Below are 16,526 nucleotides of genomic sequence, written 5' to 3'. Positions count from 1 at the left end.
AACTACTTAGTTGCGTTGGTTGTAATATACGGATAAAAACCATTATAAAAATTGATAAACTATAGTGTTGACTTTAAGTGGTTTATCAAAGGGTAAAGAATATTGTTATTCTTATAATCAATGAATTGGATAAAATATAGTGGTAAATAAAATCAGCCAAAATGCTGATGAGGATGTGTTTTTTGGTCATCCATGGCGCGGTATTGTTGTCGTGCTTATCTTTTTGATAGTTGCACCGCCAATGGAATTACTTCTATTTGCTTATTGTCAATATGAGTGGGGTAGTGATACCAAATTGCTTGTAGAAATAGTTGATATTTTTAATATTTATTTTTTACCAAATGTAAAAATTTCTTATTCATTTTTTGTTGCGCAAGCGGTTTTAGCTGGGCTTTATTGTGCATTCTTCGTTGCTAGAGGACAGGCTCTTTCATGGTGGCAAGCAGTTATAGCTTTGAGTGTATTGGAGCTTGCGACAGAATTTTTGATTGAAATTATAACATTCTACTTTCGGGATATGGCTTTTGATGGTTTGTTATTATTTGTCACCTTATTACAAGCGATATTTGCAGCTTCCATTTGTTGGCTAATTATACGCCTATTAAAAATTGATCAATTCATAAATTTGAAAAAGAATAAATCGGCTTATTAAAGAAAAAGCTATTTTTTTGTGCTATTGATGATTAATAACATATTAGTAGCGAGCAGATAATTTTATGTAAGCTATGATTGATTATGTGAGCGATTATCAGGTGTGGTTTAATGAGTAATATGACAAATAATTCAAATCCTAACGAGGTTTTTAGCCATCCTTGGCGTGGTATTTTGGTTTTGTCTATTTATTTGGTTATATCGCCACCCTTGCAAATGTTGGTATTGGTGTTTTTTGATCATGCTTGGATTGGTGGTTCAGACCTACTAATTGAAATTACGAATGTTTTTAAACAGAATTTTGTCCCTCGATTGATGAGTTCTTATTCACTCTTTATGGCACAGGCTGTTTTTGCAGGTCTTTGGTGTGCTTATGGAGCAGCGCAGGGTAGGGCTTTGAGCCTTGGAACTGCAATCACCTCTTTGGTGGTTACAGGCGTTGTTATTGAGCTAATTACCCAAGTCATTGTTGTGCTTGTAAATCATACAGCTTTTATCCCTATGCTTTTATTGATTGCGGTTGTGCAAGGCATTGTTGCTGGCTTTATTTGTTGGTCGCTTGCGCGCAAGTTAAAATTGGCGCGTCCTGCCGATGATATAAAAAGTTAAAACATTCTTGCCCCATTTATTAAAGACGAGATGTTTGAGTTAGCGAAATTGGCTTTAAGGATGCAATTGACGTGGTGGAGTTTTCAAAAGATTCAACATTTTGGTATGCGCGATTGGTGCAGGCCTTGTTTATATTCGTCGGTTGTCTTGTTTTTATGCCGCCGCTATGGGCTTTTATTTATTTAAATATCACGGGTGTTTTTTCTGGTTTTGAGCTATCTTTTTCGCAAATTTTAGCATTGACTTTAATACCTTATCCTAAAAGTTTACTAACCGCTTTGTTTATTGGTTTGGTTTTAGCTTTTCGCAGTAGCACATGGGGGAGCATAAGTCTTTTATTTGCAATTTTAACCAGTTTTATCTGTGCCTTTATTATTATGATAATAACGGCAGTTTTGCAGTATTTTTGGCCGCAATGGATGAATGATACAGGTTTTGGCGGCGAATTTAATTTTGGTTGGTTGGTTGCTTTTGCTGCTAGCGGCGCGCTTTATTATTGGCTTTTAGTGCTTTCTGGGTTTTATGATCGCTATCAAATTGATGAGCGCCCAAATCTTATCGCTGCTTTTTGGGCGGCTTTAACCTATGGTATTTTTACGCCGGTTTTATATTTATTGATCACTGTAAAGCTTGCCTTTGGTAGTGCAATTGCTGCCATTGCTTCTGGCCCGATTAAACAGGTGCAAGTTGAAACGACTGCTTATTTAATAGCGGCGTTGCTGGCCTTTGCTATTGCCAGCCTTATGCGGCGTTTTGGCCGACTTACCCCTTTGGCGATATTGGTTTTGCCGTGGGTGGTTTGTGCTGTTCTTTTATTGCTGCGCTTAATTGCTTTACCAAGTGAGGTGAGAGGTGATTTAAGCAGTTTTTATATTTGGGTCTTTATATGGCTTGCATTTTTGACTGGCATATTAAGTTTAGTGGTTTTCTATTTGCTTGGCATTATCGGTAAGAGGCAAGGTGACGGTTTAGGGCAAAATATTTGGCTTTATGAAGGGCAAAGCATTCTCGGGTCGGTTATCGCCGCTAGTTTTATATTTGCTGTGATGATGCTTGTTGCGCCGATTATTTTGCATTTTGCCAATCAAAGCTTGCTCGCCATTTTTATTGGTTATCCGCCAATTGGCTATTTATGGCGCAATATTTGGATTGCCTATGTACAAGCTGGTTGTATTTTTGGCGGTTTGTTAGCAATTTCGGTTTTTATGACTGGACGTCTGAAATTTAGTGTATTTTTGGGCTGGGCGATTATTGCCTGTTTGCTTGGCTCTTTATTGCCGATGCGTCCATTTATTTTATCATTTGGCTTTTTCATCGATAATATTGCTTGGCCGATGTTGTCCTATCTTTGTGTAATCATCCTATGTTGGGTGTTGTTGATAGGGCTTGAGCGCTTTGGGGTGCTTGCGCAACTGCGCAATTATTTGAAAAAAGTTTAACTGCAAATTTCTTATAAAAAGGTGATTTATGGTAAAACGGAGTGCGCCGCGCCGCCGTGCCAATACGCATGGCAATAATATTGAGCGTGAAAAACTTTGCAAAGCAGTTTTGAGTGCTGCAGAAGCTGCAGGCAAACAATTTGGCGATAAGGGGCTTGTTTCTTATTTAGAGGCACAAGCGATTGCGACGCCTAGTCCTTTTTTGACTTTGCTTGGCAAGGTGCTTGCTGAGGATAAATTAAGCGAGGGCGCTAAAATAACCCATATTGAAATTATTGCACCGCAACTTGAAGACGTTGTCCAAAACGCTATTGGAACGTTGGATTTAAGTGAAGATAAGGTGTGATGACATGTTGAGGTAATATGATACAGCCAAAAAGGGTAAAGTCACCCAAAAATCAAAAATCTATTGCGCAAATTGAGTTGCCGCAAAAGCTTGTTGCGGTTTTTGCAGGTAATGCGCGTTATCGCGGCGCATATGGTGGGCGTGGTTCTGGCAAGACAAGGTCTTTTGCAAAAATGGCGGCAGTGAAAGGTTATCAACTTTCTTGTGCTGGTGAGGAAGGGCTTATCATTATTGGTCGTGAATATATGAATTCCTTGGAAGAATCGTCTTTTGCTGAAGTAAAAGCGGCTATTTTATCGCTGGATTGGCTTGCACGTCATTATGATGTGGGTGAAAAATATATTAGAACCAAGGATGGTCGGATTTCTTTTGCTTTTGTTGGGTTAAAACATCATCTAGATTCGATAAAATCTAAGGCGCGGATCCATCTTTTATGGGTAGATGAAGCGGAAAAATTATCCGAAAGAGCTTGGAGTAAAGCTATTCCTAGTGTGCGCGAAGAAAGTTCTGAAATATGGGTGACTTGGAACCCTGAACGAAAAACAAGTGCAACCCATTGCCGTTTTCGTGAACATCCTCCAAGCGGCGCAAAAATTGTTGAATTGAATTGGCGCGACAATCCGTGGTTTCCTGAAGTTTTAAATTTGGAACGCTTGGAAGACAAGCAAAAGCGACCAGAGCAATATGCCCATATTTGGGAGGGTGATTTTATTGGGGCGGCGGAAGGCGCTTATTTTGCTAAATCTTTGTTGACGGCTCGTGAAGAAGGGCGCATTGGCCATGTAGCGCGCGATCCTTTAATGAGTGTCAAAGCTTTTTGGGATATTGGCGGCACGGGCGCGCGTGCTGATGCAACGGCCATTTGGATAGCGCAATTTATTGGGCGTGAAATTAGGGTTTTAAATTATTATGAAGCGCAAGGTCAGCCACTATCTGCCCATATTGATTGGTTGCGGCAAAACTCTTACGGTGATGCGCAGATGGTTTTGCCCCATGATGGGGTAACCCGTGATCGGGTCCATGATGTTAGTTTTGCCGGTAGCCTGCGTGACGCAGGCTTTTTTGTTGATATTGTTCCCAATCAAGGAGTAGGGGCGGCGCGATTGCGTATTGAAGCGGTGCGGCGTTTATTTAATGCTATTTGGTTTCATGAAGAAACAACAAAAGCGGGGATTGATGCCCTTGGCTGGTATCATGAAAAGCGTGATGATAACCGCCAAATTGGTCTTGGGCCAGAGCATGATTGGTCGAGCCATGGCGCTGATGCTTTTGGCTTAATGTGCGTGGCTTATGAAGCGCCGAATGACAAACAGATAAGCCAACGCTATCAAAATGGTCGATATAATTCATCATCATGGATGGCCGGCTAAAAGAGTTGAGCCAATTTATTTTTGGCGCTGCGATAAAAATTTTCAAGGATTGTAAGATGGATAGAAATGAACATGCTGACTTTAGCGTGCATGATATTGCTGCGCCTAAAGATACTGACCAAGAGCTTGCCAATGAAGCATTAACTCAAAAACTCATTGGCTGGTTTCAAGAAGACATTGCCCATTGTGCTGCATGGCGTGTTCATGCCCGTGAAGATTATGCTTTTTATAATGGTGAGCAATGGGCGGCTGAAGATATGGCGGTTTTGCGTGAACAGCGCCGACCTGTAATGACGTTTAACCGCGTTGCACCACTGGTTAATGCGGTGATTGGCTCGGAAATTAATAATCGCCGGCAAGTGCGTTATATCCCTCGCGAAATTGGTGATAGTATTGCCAATGAATTATTAACCGGTGCTGGTGAGTGGTTCCGCGATCAATCGGGCGCGGAAGACGAAGATTCTGATGCTTTTGCCGATACAGTAATTTGTGGCATGGGGTGGACGGATACGCGGCTTGATTTTGAAAATAATCCCGATGGTGATCCATTAGTCCAGCGTTTGGATCCTTTAAAAATGGTTTGGGATTGCGGTGCTGTAAAAGCAAATTTGGGTGATGCGCGTCGGCTTTGGTATGTTGATGAAAAGCCGCTTGAAGATGTTAAAGCGATGTTTCCTGATATTGATAGTGAGCTTCTTCATGCTGACTGGGCTAAGACTTTGGCTCATGATCCACAAGGCGCGCATATTCATCAATCTGGTTCTGCTTATAATGACAATAATGATTTTTCAAAAGATGATAGGGGCCATAAAATGTGCACTTTGGTGGAGTGCCGCTATGTTGAGCGTGAGAATTTTTATCGTGGCCCCGATTTATTAACGGGGGATCCGCGTGAATATAGCCAATTGGAACTTGATGAAATTTTAAAGCGATTTAAGGACTTTCCCTTTATTAAACAAAGTCGCAAAGTGGTGAAACGCGCATTTTTAGGACGCACTTTACTGGCTCCGCCCGATAGTCCTTTGGCCCCCAAAGGCATGTTTGGCTGGGAATGTATTACCGGCTATTATGATCGTATGAAGCGGCAATTCTATGGGGTTGTCCGTCCGGCAAAGGATCCGCAACGCTGGTCAAATAAATTTTTTAGCCAAGTGATGTATTTGCTAAACAGCCAAGCTAAGGGCGGTATTATGGCTGAGCGCGGTGCATTTGAGGATGATCGTCAAGCGGAAGATAGTTTGGCGCGTGCCGACCAAGTGACCTGGATGCGCAATGGGGCTTTATCTGGTAATGCTGCGCGTATCCAACCAAAGCCAGTGGCGCAATTTCCATCCGGCTTTTTTACTTTGTTTAATGAAAGTAAGGAAGCTTTGACGCAGGTGACTGGCTTGTCGCCAGAATTTATTGGTACGCGAGAAGTGAACCAACCGGGGGTTTTGGAAGCACAAAGACGTCAATCATCTTTAAACCTTTTGGCGTCTTTGTTTAATTCGTTGCGCCGCTACCGCAAACGCCAAGGAACCATTGTTCTTTATCTTTTGCAAAATTACCTATCGGATGGGCGGCTTGTGCGTATTATTGGTGAAGATAAAAGCCAATATGTGCCGTTAACGCGCGAGACCATTGCCAATAGAAGTTATGATATTATTGTTGATGATGCGCCGACTAGCCCTAATGAAAAAGAACGTACCTTTGCAATTATTCAGCAAATGTTGCCGATTTTACGCGATTATATTACGCCAGAAATTGGTATGGAAATATTGCGCTATTCGCCGCTGCCAGCGTCGCTAATTGACCGTTGGCAACGTTTGTCGGCAGCACAAAAAGAGGCAATGCCAGAGCAAAATACGGCTCCTTCTGAAGCAGATATAAAATTGCAGGGTTTGCAAGCCGATATTGCTGGGAAAACTGCCAAACAACGCCTTGAAGTTGAGGCAAAAAGCATTGATCTTTACATGAAGCAATTGGAAGCAGAAGCAAAAGCACGTGATCTTGCTTTAAAAGCGGCAAGTGACGCGCAGAGCCTTGCTGTTGCGCAGGAAAGAAATGCTATTGCTCGTCAGCGAGTAAATAACCAACGCGCCAATTCTTAAATAGCAGCGTCAACTTTTAATTGAAAATTCCTCTTTGATGACATGTAGCCCTTTGCTGCAATGAATAAGGATGTCAAAATGCAAGAAGCAGATGTAGTTTTAAATGATGTTGAACAGGCCTATTTTGAAAGCCGTGGCGCCACCGGATTAGTAAATGAAAGTGGGGAGCGAGATGAAAGCGCAATAGATGTGGGGGAGTTGGATAATAGTGCGCTGAATGACAAGACTTCCAAAGAACCTATTATGCAAAAAACGGTACCTCATGCAGCTTTGCATGCCGAGCGGGAGGAGCATAAAAAAACGAGGGCTTTGTTAAGTGAATTACGTGAAGAGGCAGAATTACTAAAGTCTTTATTAGATACAACATCGCAAAAAAAATCACTCAATAATGAGAGTGATGTTCCGCCTGATCCAGAAAAGGATTTTATTGGTTTTACCCGTTGGCAAGCTAATGAAATTAAACGGTTGCGTGAGGATATGGCAGCTGAAAAACAACGCGAAAATGATGCACGACAACAAGTTGAAACCGAAAACGCTTTATGGGGAGAATGGAATAATGCGCTTAGCCAATCACGCAGCGAGATTGGTGATTTAGATACAGCTTTGAATTTTTTAGGGCAAGCGCGGGATAATCAATTAAAAGCATTAGCTGGTATTGATGGACGGTTTAATGATGCTGGTTTTAGAACAAACCAAATGCGCAATGAACTGCGCGATATTGTTGCTGCAAGCTTAAAGCAAGGTGAAAATCCAGCCAAAGCCTTATATGAAGTGGCCAAAGGCTATGGCTATGGGGGACAAAATGGTGCGCGTTTTAAGGCTTTGGGTGAAGCGCAAAATGCCGCGCGAACTCTTGCAGCAACCAATGGCCGCGATGCAGGTGATCCAATGTTGTTAGAAACACTTGCTGGACTTTCAGAAGCGGAGTTTGCCAAATGGTATGATAATAATCGCGATAATTTCCGCAAAATGTTTGGTGGCTGATATTTAGCGCTACCTTGAGAGAATGCTTGAATAGGTTATATGGCTTGTGTGAGCCATATAATCAAAGTTTTATTATGGAGCTCATCCAAATTCGATTTTTTATAAGGTTGTTTGTAAATAAAAGACATTAACGGGCTTGATTGAAGATAATGATTGCAAATATCCTATTCTCATATTTAGATTAATCATCTGGAAAATCTTGGGAGATGGTTATGAAAAAACAAAGCAAATATTTGAATAAAAATAGTCTTGTAGGTGATGTTTCTTCTTTAAGTGGACAGGATAAATTAAAATTACAAGACGTTGTTGCTCGAACTTTACCAATACCATCTACAGTGAGTGCTGCTGCACGTATTCTTATTGGCAGTGAAACAGAACCCCTTTTATTACAAAAACCACAAACAGATGATGAATGGCGTAGTTGGGTTCAAAAAAATGCTGATCTTGTCACTGATAATATTGGGCAATTATGTGATGTGCTTAATGTAACTATTGACAAGGACGAAATAGGCGGCGTGCCCATTTTTCATGTTTTACCAGCAAAAATTGCTAAAGAAAATGAAACACGAATTTTGTTAAATTTGCATGGTGGTGGCTATGTGCTTTATCCTCATGAATCGGGCTTGTCCGAAGCTATTTTAATGGCAGGGTTTGGCGGTTTTAAAGTGATTTCAGTAGATTATCGTATGGCACCAGATCATCCTTATCCTGCTGCAATGGATGATGCTTTTGCGGTTTATAGTGGTTTGGTTAAACAGCATGATCCAAAGAAAATTGGTGTTTTTGGAGCGTCCACCGGTGGTGGTATGACGCTTGCTTTAGTGTTGCGTGCGATTGGTGAGAACATTGTAACTCCGGCAGCTATTGCACCGAGCACGCCGTGGTCTGATTTGACTAAAACAGGTGATAGCTATTTTGTTAATGAAGGCGTTGATAATGTACTTGTGCGCTATGATGGCTGGCTTGGCGAGGCTGCTAAGTTATATGCGAATGGTCATGATATGAAAGATCCACAATTATCGCCTGTTTATGGCGATTTTCATGGTTTTCCACCAACCTTATTAACGTCTGGGACACGTGATTTATTTTTAAGTAACACGGTGCGTGTGCATCGCAAATTAATTGAAGCAGGTGTTGAAACCGATTTAATTGTTTTTGAAGGGCTTTCACATATTCATGATATGATGAGTTTGGGGCTTGAAACTCAACAGCATTTTTCAGATATTGCAAGCTTTTTCGATCAATATTTAGATTAGACAATATTGTAATTATCGATTGTTAAAGAAAAAATGCGCTGGTGAAAGCCAGTGCATTTTTTCTTTGCAAATCTAAGATAGCCGTGAGATTTGTTTTTTAAAGGCTTTCGTTTCGCAAAAGACGTATTTTTGCAATTTGTTTTTGTGATCTTATGCTTGCAAAAGCAGGACTTTATAAAGCTTGATTAAAGCTGCGCTTATTGCTGCGTTAAGCAATCACCCATCAAAATTTAAAAGTTTAAAAGGCAGTTTTGCCCATAATTGGGCATGGGCCTCATTTGTTGGGTGTTTATTTTTTCCAATTCATTTTTAGGAGAAACAGCACATGGCTGTAACCAATATTGATGTCAATAATCCTTTGGCGGTTAAAACCTGGTCGCGTCAGCTTGCGGCAGAAATTTCAAAAGCGACAGCGATTGCGCCGCTGATTGGCACATCATCTAGCAGTATTATCCAATTAAAGGATGAGACTACCAAAGGAGCGGGCGATAAGGTGACTTTTGGGCTGCGCCGCCAATTAATTGGTGATGGTGTAACTGAAGGCACCGAGCTTGAGGGGCGTGAAGAAGCCTTGAGCACTTATAGTGACAGTTTGATGCTTAACGAACTTGCCCATGCCGTACGGGTGAAAAATGATGGTACAATTGATGCGCAGCGCGTGCCGTTTAACTTGCGTGAAGAAGCCAATGCTGGTCTCGTTGATTGGTATGCCGACCGCTTGTCAATGACAGCATTTTTGCATCTTTGCGGTTATACTGGCAAAACACTTAATTTTGAAGGGAATTCGCTAACCCTATCATCGGTTCATTATGGTTTTAACCAACCAACAGCGCCGACGGTTAACCGCGTTTTCCGTGCCAATAACAAAGCCAATGAAGCAGCACTTGCGGTGGCAGATAGCTTTAACCTTTCTTTGATTGATCGCGCTGTCGAAAAGGCAAAACTTGCTAATCCTAAAATTCGTCCAGTGCGTATGAATGGTGAAAATGTTTATGTGCTTTATTTGCACCCAACACAGGTTACATCATTGCGCACCAATACATCCGCAGGTCAGTGGCTTGATATTCAAAAGGCTGCTTATATGGGGTCACGGGCAAAAAATCCAATTTTTGATGGTTCACTGGGTATGTATAATGGCGTTATCTTGCGCGAAGCTGAACATATTATGCCTGGCCTTAGCGATACTGGTGTTGAATTGCCGAATGTGCGCCGTGCGGTTTTACTTGGTGGGCAAGCCGGTGTTATTGCTTTTGGTAAGGATCGCTCTGCTGAAAAATATAAGTTGGTTGAAGAGTTGTTTGATTATCAACGCGAATTAGGTGTTGCTGCAAAAACTGTTTTTGGTTTTAAGAAAACAGTGTTCAATAATGAAGACTTTGGTTCCATCGTTATTTCCACCTATGCCGCACCTGCATAAAATTTATACTATTTAAGCTTGAAATAAGGGCAGGTTTATCTTGCCCTTATTTTGCCAAATACATAATATTTAAATAAGCATTTGTGGCGGGCGGTAAGTATGAAATATTTTTTGTGCATTTTGTTCTTTTTAACGTCAATAACAAATATTGCCGCGCAGAGTAATAATGGGGTGAGTAAAGCAGATATTTTAAATAAGTGTTTTAAAAATTCATCTTTGAAATTACGTCCGGACGTAGAAAGAACAATTTGTTTTAATAAGGATCATATAGATTATATCGTTTTGGAATTTACATATCTTTTAAATGGCAAGCCAATTACTGAAGGTTTTCGCGATGGATGGGACTACTGGGATGTAAAAGATGGTAAAATATTCTTCCGTAAAGATTCCCAAAGTTTATTGGTGAGTTGTTCCATCGAATGGAATAATAATTATTTAAAAATAAATCAATGTAAGGATGATTTTTCAAGATTAAGCGATAATTTTTGGCAATTAAAATAAGATTGAAAAAAATATTAAAGTATTCTATTTGAAATCTGATTTAAGGGGGAAGTTTTTTGAAATATTTTAGATTAGTATTTATTTTAATTAATATTGCTGGGGTCGGTTTTTTTACTAAGCCAAGCTTTTCTAATGATGTGATTAGCGCTGCCTCTTTAGTTGGTAAATGCTTTAAGGAATTACAAAAAGAAGATTCAGATAAAGTATATTTAAATCCACTTTGTTTTAAAGAACATGTTTTTACTTATTATTATGATGTTGGTTTTATGCGGCCTGATGGCCATGTTGAAATGACAGATCTTTCTTTCGTTTGGAGTGATTGGTATGTCAACGGTAACAAATTGTTTTTTAAAGATAGCCGAGTTGGTGCCTTAGGGCATTGCGCATTTAAACTTGAAAAAGAGATTTTAGTTCTGGGTCCATGTGACAATGATAACAACGTATTAAGTGGCAGGTGGCGACAGGAACAAAATGAAGATCTGAAAGAAAAATAGCCAAGAAAAAGCACCACCTGATGAAATTTTTAATTATAATTTTTAGCTCCTTGTCGATGGCTTTTATACCATCCATAGTGCAGGCAGAGACGCGCATAGAAAAGTTGCACAAGGCAGATGTTGCAGGCAAATGTTTCGAGATGTGGAGTGAAAAAACTTCAAGTTTTAAGATTAAAACCAGTCTGTGTTTTGGTGCAGAATTTTTAACACGCATAGAATTCGCCTATGCATTAATGCCTGATGGTCGTTGGATGATAGACGGTGCGAGTGATGGCTGGGAAGAATGGTATATTGCAGATGATAGTTTGTTTTTGCGCGAAGAAAAAGGCAGACCACTTAATCATTGTGCAATGCGGCTACATGACAAAGTTTTGACATTTCATAAATGCTTATTCAATATCCCGATTTTCCATGACACTATATGGCATTTAGACGAAACGACGACAGATTAGCTGTCGATTGTTAATTTCCAATCCAAAATATTTTTTATTACTTTCAAATGCGTTTTGTCATTTGATTGAATGATGACCTATGCGAGGGATAAATGGCAGTTATCGTAACAACGGGTGGCCCGATTTCAGGCATACCCACGGTTTTAGCACCGCAAATTAAAACGTTTACTGATTTGATCAATAGTATTTCTGATGATCTTGATGACACCAATAATGAATATTTGGCGCAGATCCAAGAAGCAATCTTTTCAGCTATTAGATTTTGTGAGCGTGAGCCTTTTTATTTTAATGAAAGTCGTGAGGTGAGTTTTTTTACCAAACAAGATCAGGAATTTTATTCAGCCAATGATAATGAGGCGATTGCGACTCTAGCTGGTCTTTCTCAGGTTTATTGCCAAAGGGATAATAATCACTATGTGTCTTTAACAGCAAAACCGCCGGAGTTTATGGAAACCAACCAAAGCAATATGTGCGGCGAACCTATCTATTATAGTTATTTTGGGCAAAAATTACGGTTTTATCCTATTCCTGACACAGCCTATCAAATAAGATTGCAATTATCGCCGGTGCGATTTCGCAATATTACTTCGGCGAGTGAGCCAAATCCTTGGTTTTATGAGGCTTTTGATTTAATTCGCGCGAGGGCGAAATATGAGCTTTATAAGGACATTTTAAAAGATGGCGATATTGCTGCAAGTGCCTTGAATGATTTTTATGAGCAATTAGCCGCATTAAGAGCCGAGACCTCGCGCCGCAATGGCCGAGGCCGCATCTATCCGACAAATTTTTAAATATTTAGCATTTTTAGGAAAAGAAAACTCTGCTTTTCCGCAATAAAATGTTTCTGCAAATTGCCTTTTGAAAGGAAAAGTCGATGGCTTTTTTTCCTATTGCTGAATATCGCCCAGATGTTGCTGATATAAATGGTCAATTTACCGATGATATTCGCAATGTTATTCCTGCCGATGGCTCTTATATACCAATGCCTTCTTTTGAAGTTTTTACCGGTAATTTGATGGCAAAGCCCTTAGGTGGCATTGCTGTGCGCGCTGTTGATGGCACAACGCTTATATTTTGCGGTACTGACACTGGTCTTTATATGCTAGATAATACTGATTTAACCTGGAAAAATATTGGTAAAGAGAATTTTAGCTATTCAGCTAATGAAGATGCGCGTTGGAGTTTCGCGGCATTTGGCAATTATGTTATTGCGGTGAATAAAAACGATGCACCGCAAGTCTTTATCATTGGGCAAGCAAGTCGTTTTCGTAATCTTGGTGGTGATCCGCCGCGAGCAGGTTTAGTGCGGGTTTGGGGTGATTTTGTTTGTCTTATGCAATTGCCTGATTTTCCAAACCGTGTTCATTGGTCGGGGCTTAATGACGCTGAATGGTGGACGGTGGGTCAAAAAAATTGTGATTATCAAAATTTTCCCGATGGTGGCAATGTTCAAGGCTCTAGTGAAACAACAAATCCAATTGTATTTTTGCAAACTGCTATTTATCGTGCCACCTTCGTGCCCGGTTCTGACATTATTTTTAGTTTTCAAAAAATTCACGATAAACGTGGTGCGAAGTCAGCCGCTTCGATTGCATGTCGGGGTTCTTATGCTTTTTATGCTGATGAGGGTGGCTTTTTTCAAATAAGTATGGATGGCACAATTAATCCGATTGGCTTTGAAAAAGTCGATCGCAGTGTTTTTTCTAAATTAAATGCCGTTGATATTTCCAGCATGTTTGGTGCCATTGATCCATTTTATAGCCGTGTTTACTGGATTACCGATTATTTGGGAACTGGTATTTTTAGAGAAATGCTGATTTATGATTGGGGCTTGCAACGTTGGTCTTTGGTCAATGTTGAGACTTGCGGCATTTTACCGATTTATAATGCTGGCTATACGCTTGATGGTTTAGACCGTGTATCAATGAGTCTTGAAACCCTTCCATTTTCATTAGACAGCAAGGCTTGGCAGGGCGGCGCTCCGATTTTAGGAGCGTTTTCGGCAGATTATCGCCTTGGTGCATTTTCCGGCACTGGGATGGAGGCGATTGTTTCATCGCAAGAGATTGGCTCAACCGCGGGTAGTGTGCAACGAATTAGCTCAGTGTTTGCGGCCATTGATACCGATCAGGCATTTTTAAGTGTTGGAACACGATTTCGACGTAACCTTTATGACCCAATTCGATGGGGGGTGGAAAAATTGCCTTCTTATAATAGTGGCCGTTATCACATGCGCGCGCGCGGGCGTTTCCATAAATTTAGGTTGCGTGTTCCAGCCGGTGAAGTTTGGAAACATGTAAAGGGTTTTGATGTTGATTTTAATTTTGCGGGGATGCGATGAGCCTATCAATCTATTTAACCAGTGAGTGGAGCTTTGATGAAATTGCGCCATATAGCAAGGCAATAGGCGAAGCCATGAAAAAACTGGAGCAGCGTTTTCCAGACGATATTAGCATTGCCAATCTTGCCCGCAACATTGCCGAGGGGGTTGAGCAGCTATGGCTCATTTTGGATGAAAAAAAGGAGTTTGTTGCTTTTGTCACAAGCCAGAAAGAGGTGACTGAAACCGGGCGTAAGCGTTTGCTTTTATTAGAATTGGCGGGTGAGGGCGGACCATTTATAGCCGATTTGATTGAGACAATTGAAGTTTGGGCGCGAAATAATGGCTTTGATGAAATTTGCCCGATTGGGCGATTAGGTTGGCGCAAAGCTTTAGCAAAACATGGATATGCGGCAAAATTTGTCCGCTATTATAAGGAGCTTTAATATGGGTGGTAGCACAAGTAAAAACAGTAAGAGCGAACAAAAACAAACGGAAAGCCAGACCAATGCGCCGCCAGCTTGGTCGCAAGCTTTGTTTCAGCAAGGGGCAAGTGATGCTCTTTCGGCCTATCAAAATGGACAAGGCGGTAATGTTTATCAAGGGCAGCGCGTTGCAGATTTAAGTGATACAACAAAATCTGCCATTGATGGTTTAGCAAATAGTGCTAATAATTTCGATAATGATTATCTTCGCCAATTGATGAATAATCCTACCTCAAGTGCTAGTAATTTAACAAAAATGGCATCAGGTGATTTAATTGGCAATAATAGTGCTTTTAACGAAGCATTACAAAATACGTTGAATAATACTGCCACTACCATTAATAGCCAGATGGCAGGTGCTGGGCGATATGGCTCGGGTGCGCATTCGGGAGTTCTTGCCAATAATCTAGGCCAAGTTGCAACCTCCGCTTTGTCCAATCAATATAATCAAGATGTAAAAAATATGCTAACTGCCAATAGTCAGATTGACAGTGCTAATCAAGGGCAAGTGGCAGGTACTGCCAATTATTTAGGTAATGAAAGCAATGCTTGGCGCAATGCATTAAATGGTGGCCAGACGCTTGATGACAACGCGCAGGCGCAAGTTGATGCCGATTGGCAAAAATGGCTTGAAGATGATAATCGTGATTGGAGTAGGCTTAATCTTTTGCAAAATGCGGCAACTGGTTTTTCGGGCAATTATGGCACAAGCAGTGGTTCGAGCCAAAGCCAGACAACCAAAAAGCCAAGCCTGTTGGATACGGCGAAAACTGTTGGTGGTTTGATCGGCAAGTCTGATATCCGCTCCAAAGAGAACATTGTTCAAATTGGAAATCGCAACGGCTATCCGTTTTATGAGTTTAATTATTGTGGGCAGCCACAACGTTATCGCGGCGTGATGGCGCAAGATGTTTTATCGATTAAACCGCAAGCGGTATTGATTGATGAAAGTGATGGTCTTTATTGTGTTGACTATAGTGAGATCGGCTTTGCTATGGAATTAGTCCATTAGAGCGTTTTCCGAAAAGTGTGAAGCGGTTTTCGGACAAAAAACGCGGTGTAAACAATGGATTAGAGCGGCGATCTGATCCAATCAGATCGAAATGCGCTCTAAACTGGCCTAAAAAGGCTTTAATTTTTCCCTTAATAATTTGGAGATGGTGATGAGCACAATTTATGATTGGTCGCTCAATGCGGCAAATAATGCTAATGCCGATGATATTATCAATTGGTCGGAAGGGCAGCCACCAAGTTCGGTAAATAATTCGGCGCGGGCAATGATGCAGCGTATTCGCGAATATATTGCCGATATTGGCGGCACACTTATCGCTGGCGGAAGTGCAAATAGTGTGGAATTACGCAGCAATGCAACGATAACCAGCCTTTTTGATGGTATTTTGGTGCGGTTTCGAGCCGTTGGCAATAATAATGGTAATGCGACCTTAAATTTGAATGGTCTTGGTGCACGTCCAATATTTCAATCTAATTTTAATGGTGTAACTGCTTTAGTAGGTGGTGAAATTAAAATTGGTGGTATTTATGAGGCGGTTTACCAACAAAGTTTGAATAATGGTGGTGGGGGCTGGTTTTTAGCAGCGCCAACACCGAGCCAAGCCATTCCTACTGGTATGATTGCACCTTTTGCTATGGCGTTTGCGCCAACTGGCTGGCTTGAATGTAACGGCGCTGCAGTTTCACGTGCTGTTTATCCTGCTTTGTTTAATGCCATTGGTGGCACTTGGGGGTGGGGTGATGGGCAAACCAGTTTCAATCTACCTGATTTTCGTGGGGTGTTTTTACGCGGTTGGGACCATGGGCGTGGTATTGATAGTGGTCGTGCTTTTGCAACGTTTCAAGATAGCCAAAATCGTGCCCATAATCATGGTGGGGTGACAAGTACTAATGGTAACCATAATCATAATTTTACCTATAGATATATAGACGTTATTGCTGCTGGCAACTTTGGGTATAACGCGTTTGTTCCTGGTGTGCGTGAAGAAACACGCACCACAACAACTAATGGCGATCATAATCATACCATTAATTCTGATGGTGGTAATGAAGCACGCCCAATTAATCTTGGTATTTTATATGCGATAAAGGTGTAAA

General features: G+C 41.0%; 17 protein-coding genes. All 17 read left to right on the top strand.

The window, feature by feature from the left end:
- Positions 1-139: 139 nt before the first annotated feature.
- Entirely contained in the window at positions 140-652 is a 513-nt protein-coding gene (locus tag N6B01_RS11800) for a hypothetical protein (RefSeq protein ID WP_262078914.1), read from the top strand.
- Between the two features lie 110 nt (positions 653-762).
- Entirely contained in the window at positions 763-1,260 is a 498-nt protein-coding gene (locus N6B01_RS11795) for a hypothetical protein (RefSeq protein ID WP_182417953.1), read from the top strand.
- Positions 1,261-1,331: 71 nt separating this feature from the next.
- Positions 1,332-2,699, top strand: a complete 1,368-nt coding sequence (locus tag N6B01_RS11790) for a hypothetical protein (RefSeq protein ID WP_262078913.1) — start codon at positions 1,332-1,334, stop codon at positions 2,697-2,699.
- A gap of 28 nt (positions 2,700-2,727) precedes the next feature.
- Positions 2,728-3,045: a hypothetical protein gene (locus N6B01_RS11785; protein ID WP_262078911.1), complete on the top strand. Its 318-nt coding sequence runs from the start codon at positions 2,728-2,730 to the stop codon at positions 3,043-3,045.
- A 17-nt stretch (positions 3,046-3,062) separates the two neighbouring features.
- The gene (locus N6B01_RS11780; protein ID WP_262078910.1) at positions 3,063-4,415 is read left to right on the top strand and encodes a PBSX family phage terminase large subunit; all 1,353 of its coding nucleotides are present in this window, start codon (positions 3,063-3,065) and stop codon (positions 4,413-4,415) included.
- A 56-nt stretch (positions 4,416-4,471) separates the two neighbouring features.
- Positions 4,472-6,508, top strand: coding sequence for a BaGTA-type gene transfer agent portal protein BgtI (locus N6B01_RS11775; RefSeq protein WP_262078908.1), 2,037 nt, complete (start codon positions 4,472-4,474; stop codon positions 6,506-6,508).
- Positions 6,509-6,586: 78 nt separating this feature from the next.
- Positions 6,587-7,492 (top strand): hypothetical protein, encoded by a 906-nt coding sequence (locus tag N6B01_RS11770; RefSeq protein WP_262078907.1) that lies wholly within the window; start codon positions 6,587-6,589, stop codon positions 7,490-7,492.
- 212 nt (positions 7,493-7,704) lie between these two features.
- Positions 7,705-8,748, top strand: a complete 1,044-nt coding sequence (locus tag N6B01_RS11765) for an alpha/beta hydrolase (protein WP_262078906.1) — start codon at positions 7,705-7,707, stop codon at positions 8,746-8,748.
- Positions 8,749-9,073: 325 nt separating this feature from the next.
- On the top strand, positions 9,074-10,165 hold the full coding sequence (locus N6B01_RS11760; RefSeq protein WP_262078905.1) for a BaGTA-type gene transfer agent major capsid protein: 1,092 nt from the start codon (positions 9,074-9,076) through the stop codon (positions 10,163-10,165).
- Between the two features lie 99 nt (positions 10,166-10,264).
- Positions 10,265-10,666 carry a hypothetical protein gene (locus tag N6B01_RS11755; RefSeq protein ID WP_262078904.1) on the top strand — a complete coding sequence of 134 codons (402 nt, stop codon included), beginning with the start codon at positions 10,265-10,267 and terminating at the stop codon, positions 10,664-10,666.
- Between the two features lie 56 nt (positions 10,667-10,722).
- Positions 10,723-11,160, top strand: coding sequence for a hypothetical protein (locus tag N6B01_RS11750; protein ID WP_262078903.1), 438 nt, complete (start codon positions 10,723-10,725; stop codon positions 11,158-11,160).
- A 56-nt stretch (positions 11,161-11,216) separates the two neighbouring features.
- A complete protein-coding gene (locus N6B01_RS11745) occupies positions 11,217-11,612 on the top strand; it encodes a hypothetical protein (RefSeq protein ID WP_262078902.1) in 396 nt (131 codons plus the stop codon).
- A gap of 92 nt (positions 11,613-11,704) precedes the next feature.
- Positions 11,705-12,403, top strand: a complete 699-nt coding sequence (locus N6B01_RS11740) for a phage adaptor protein (RefSeq protein ID WP_182417944.1) — start codon at positions 11,705-11,707, stop codon at positions 12,401-12,403.
- 83 nt (positions 12,404-12,486) lie between these two features.
- A complete protein-coding gene (locus N6B01_RS11735) occupies positions 12,487-13,953 on the top strand; it encodes a gene transfer agent protein BgtE (protein ID WP_262078900.1) in 1,467 nt (488 codons plus the stop codon).
- Positions 13,950-14,378 (top strand): hypothetical protein, encoded by a 429-nt coding sequence (locus N6B01_RS11730; protein WP_262078899.1) that lies wholly within the window; start codon positions 13,950-13,952, stop codon positions 14,376-14,378. The genes N6B01_RS11735 and N6B01_RS11730 overlap by 4 nt, the downstream gene beginning before the upstream one ends.
- A 1-nt stretch (position 14,379) precedes the next feature.
- Positions 14,380-15,429: a BaGTA-type gene transfer agent maturation protease BgtD gene (locus N6B01_RS11725; RefSeq protein ID WP_262078897.1), complete on the top strand. Its 1,050-nt coding sequence runs from the start codon at positions 14,380-14,382 to the stop codon at positions 15,427-15,429.
- Positions 15,430-15,580: 151 nt separating this feature from the next.
- Positions 15,581-16,525 carry a gene transfer agent tail collar protein BgtC gene (locus tag N6B01_RS11720; protein ID WP_262078896.1) on the top strand — a complete coding sequence of 315 codons (945 nt, stop codon included), beginning with the start codon at positions 15,581-15,583 and terminating at the stop codon, positions 16,523-16,525.
- The last annotated feature ends 1 nt before the right edge of the window (position 16,526 follow it).

This window comes from Bartonella sp. HY406 (assembly GCF_025449315.1).
Taxonomy (GTDB): domain Bacteria; phylum Pseudomonadota; class Alphaproteobacteria; order Rhizobiales; family Rhizobiaceae; genus HY038.
The sequence above is the reverse complement of the archived record's forward strand: the minus strand, read 5'-3'. Positions and strand labels throughout refer to the sequence as shown.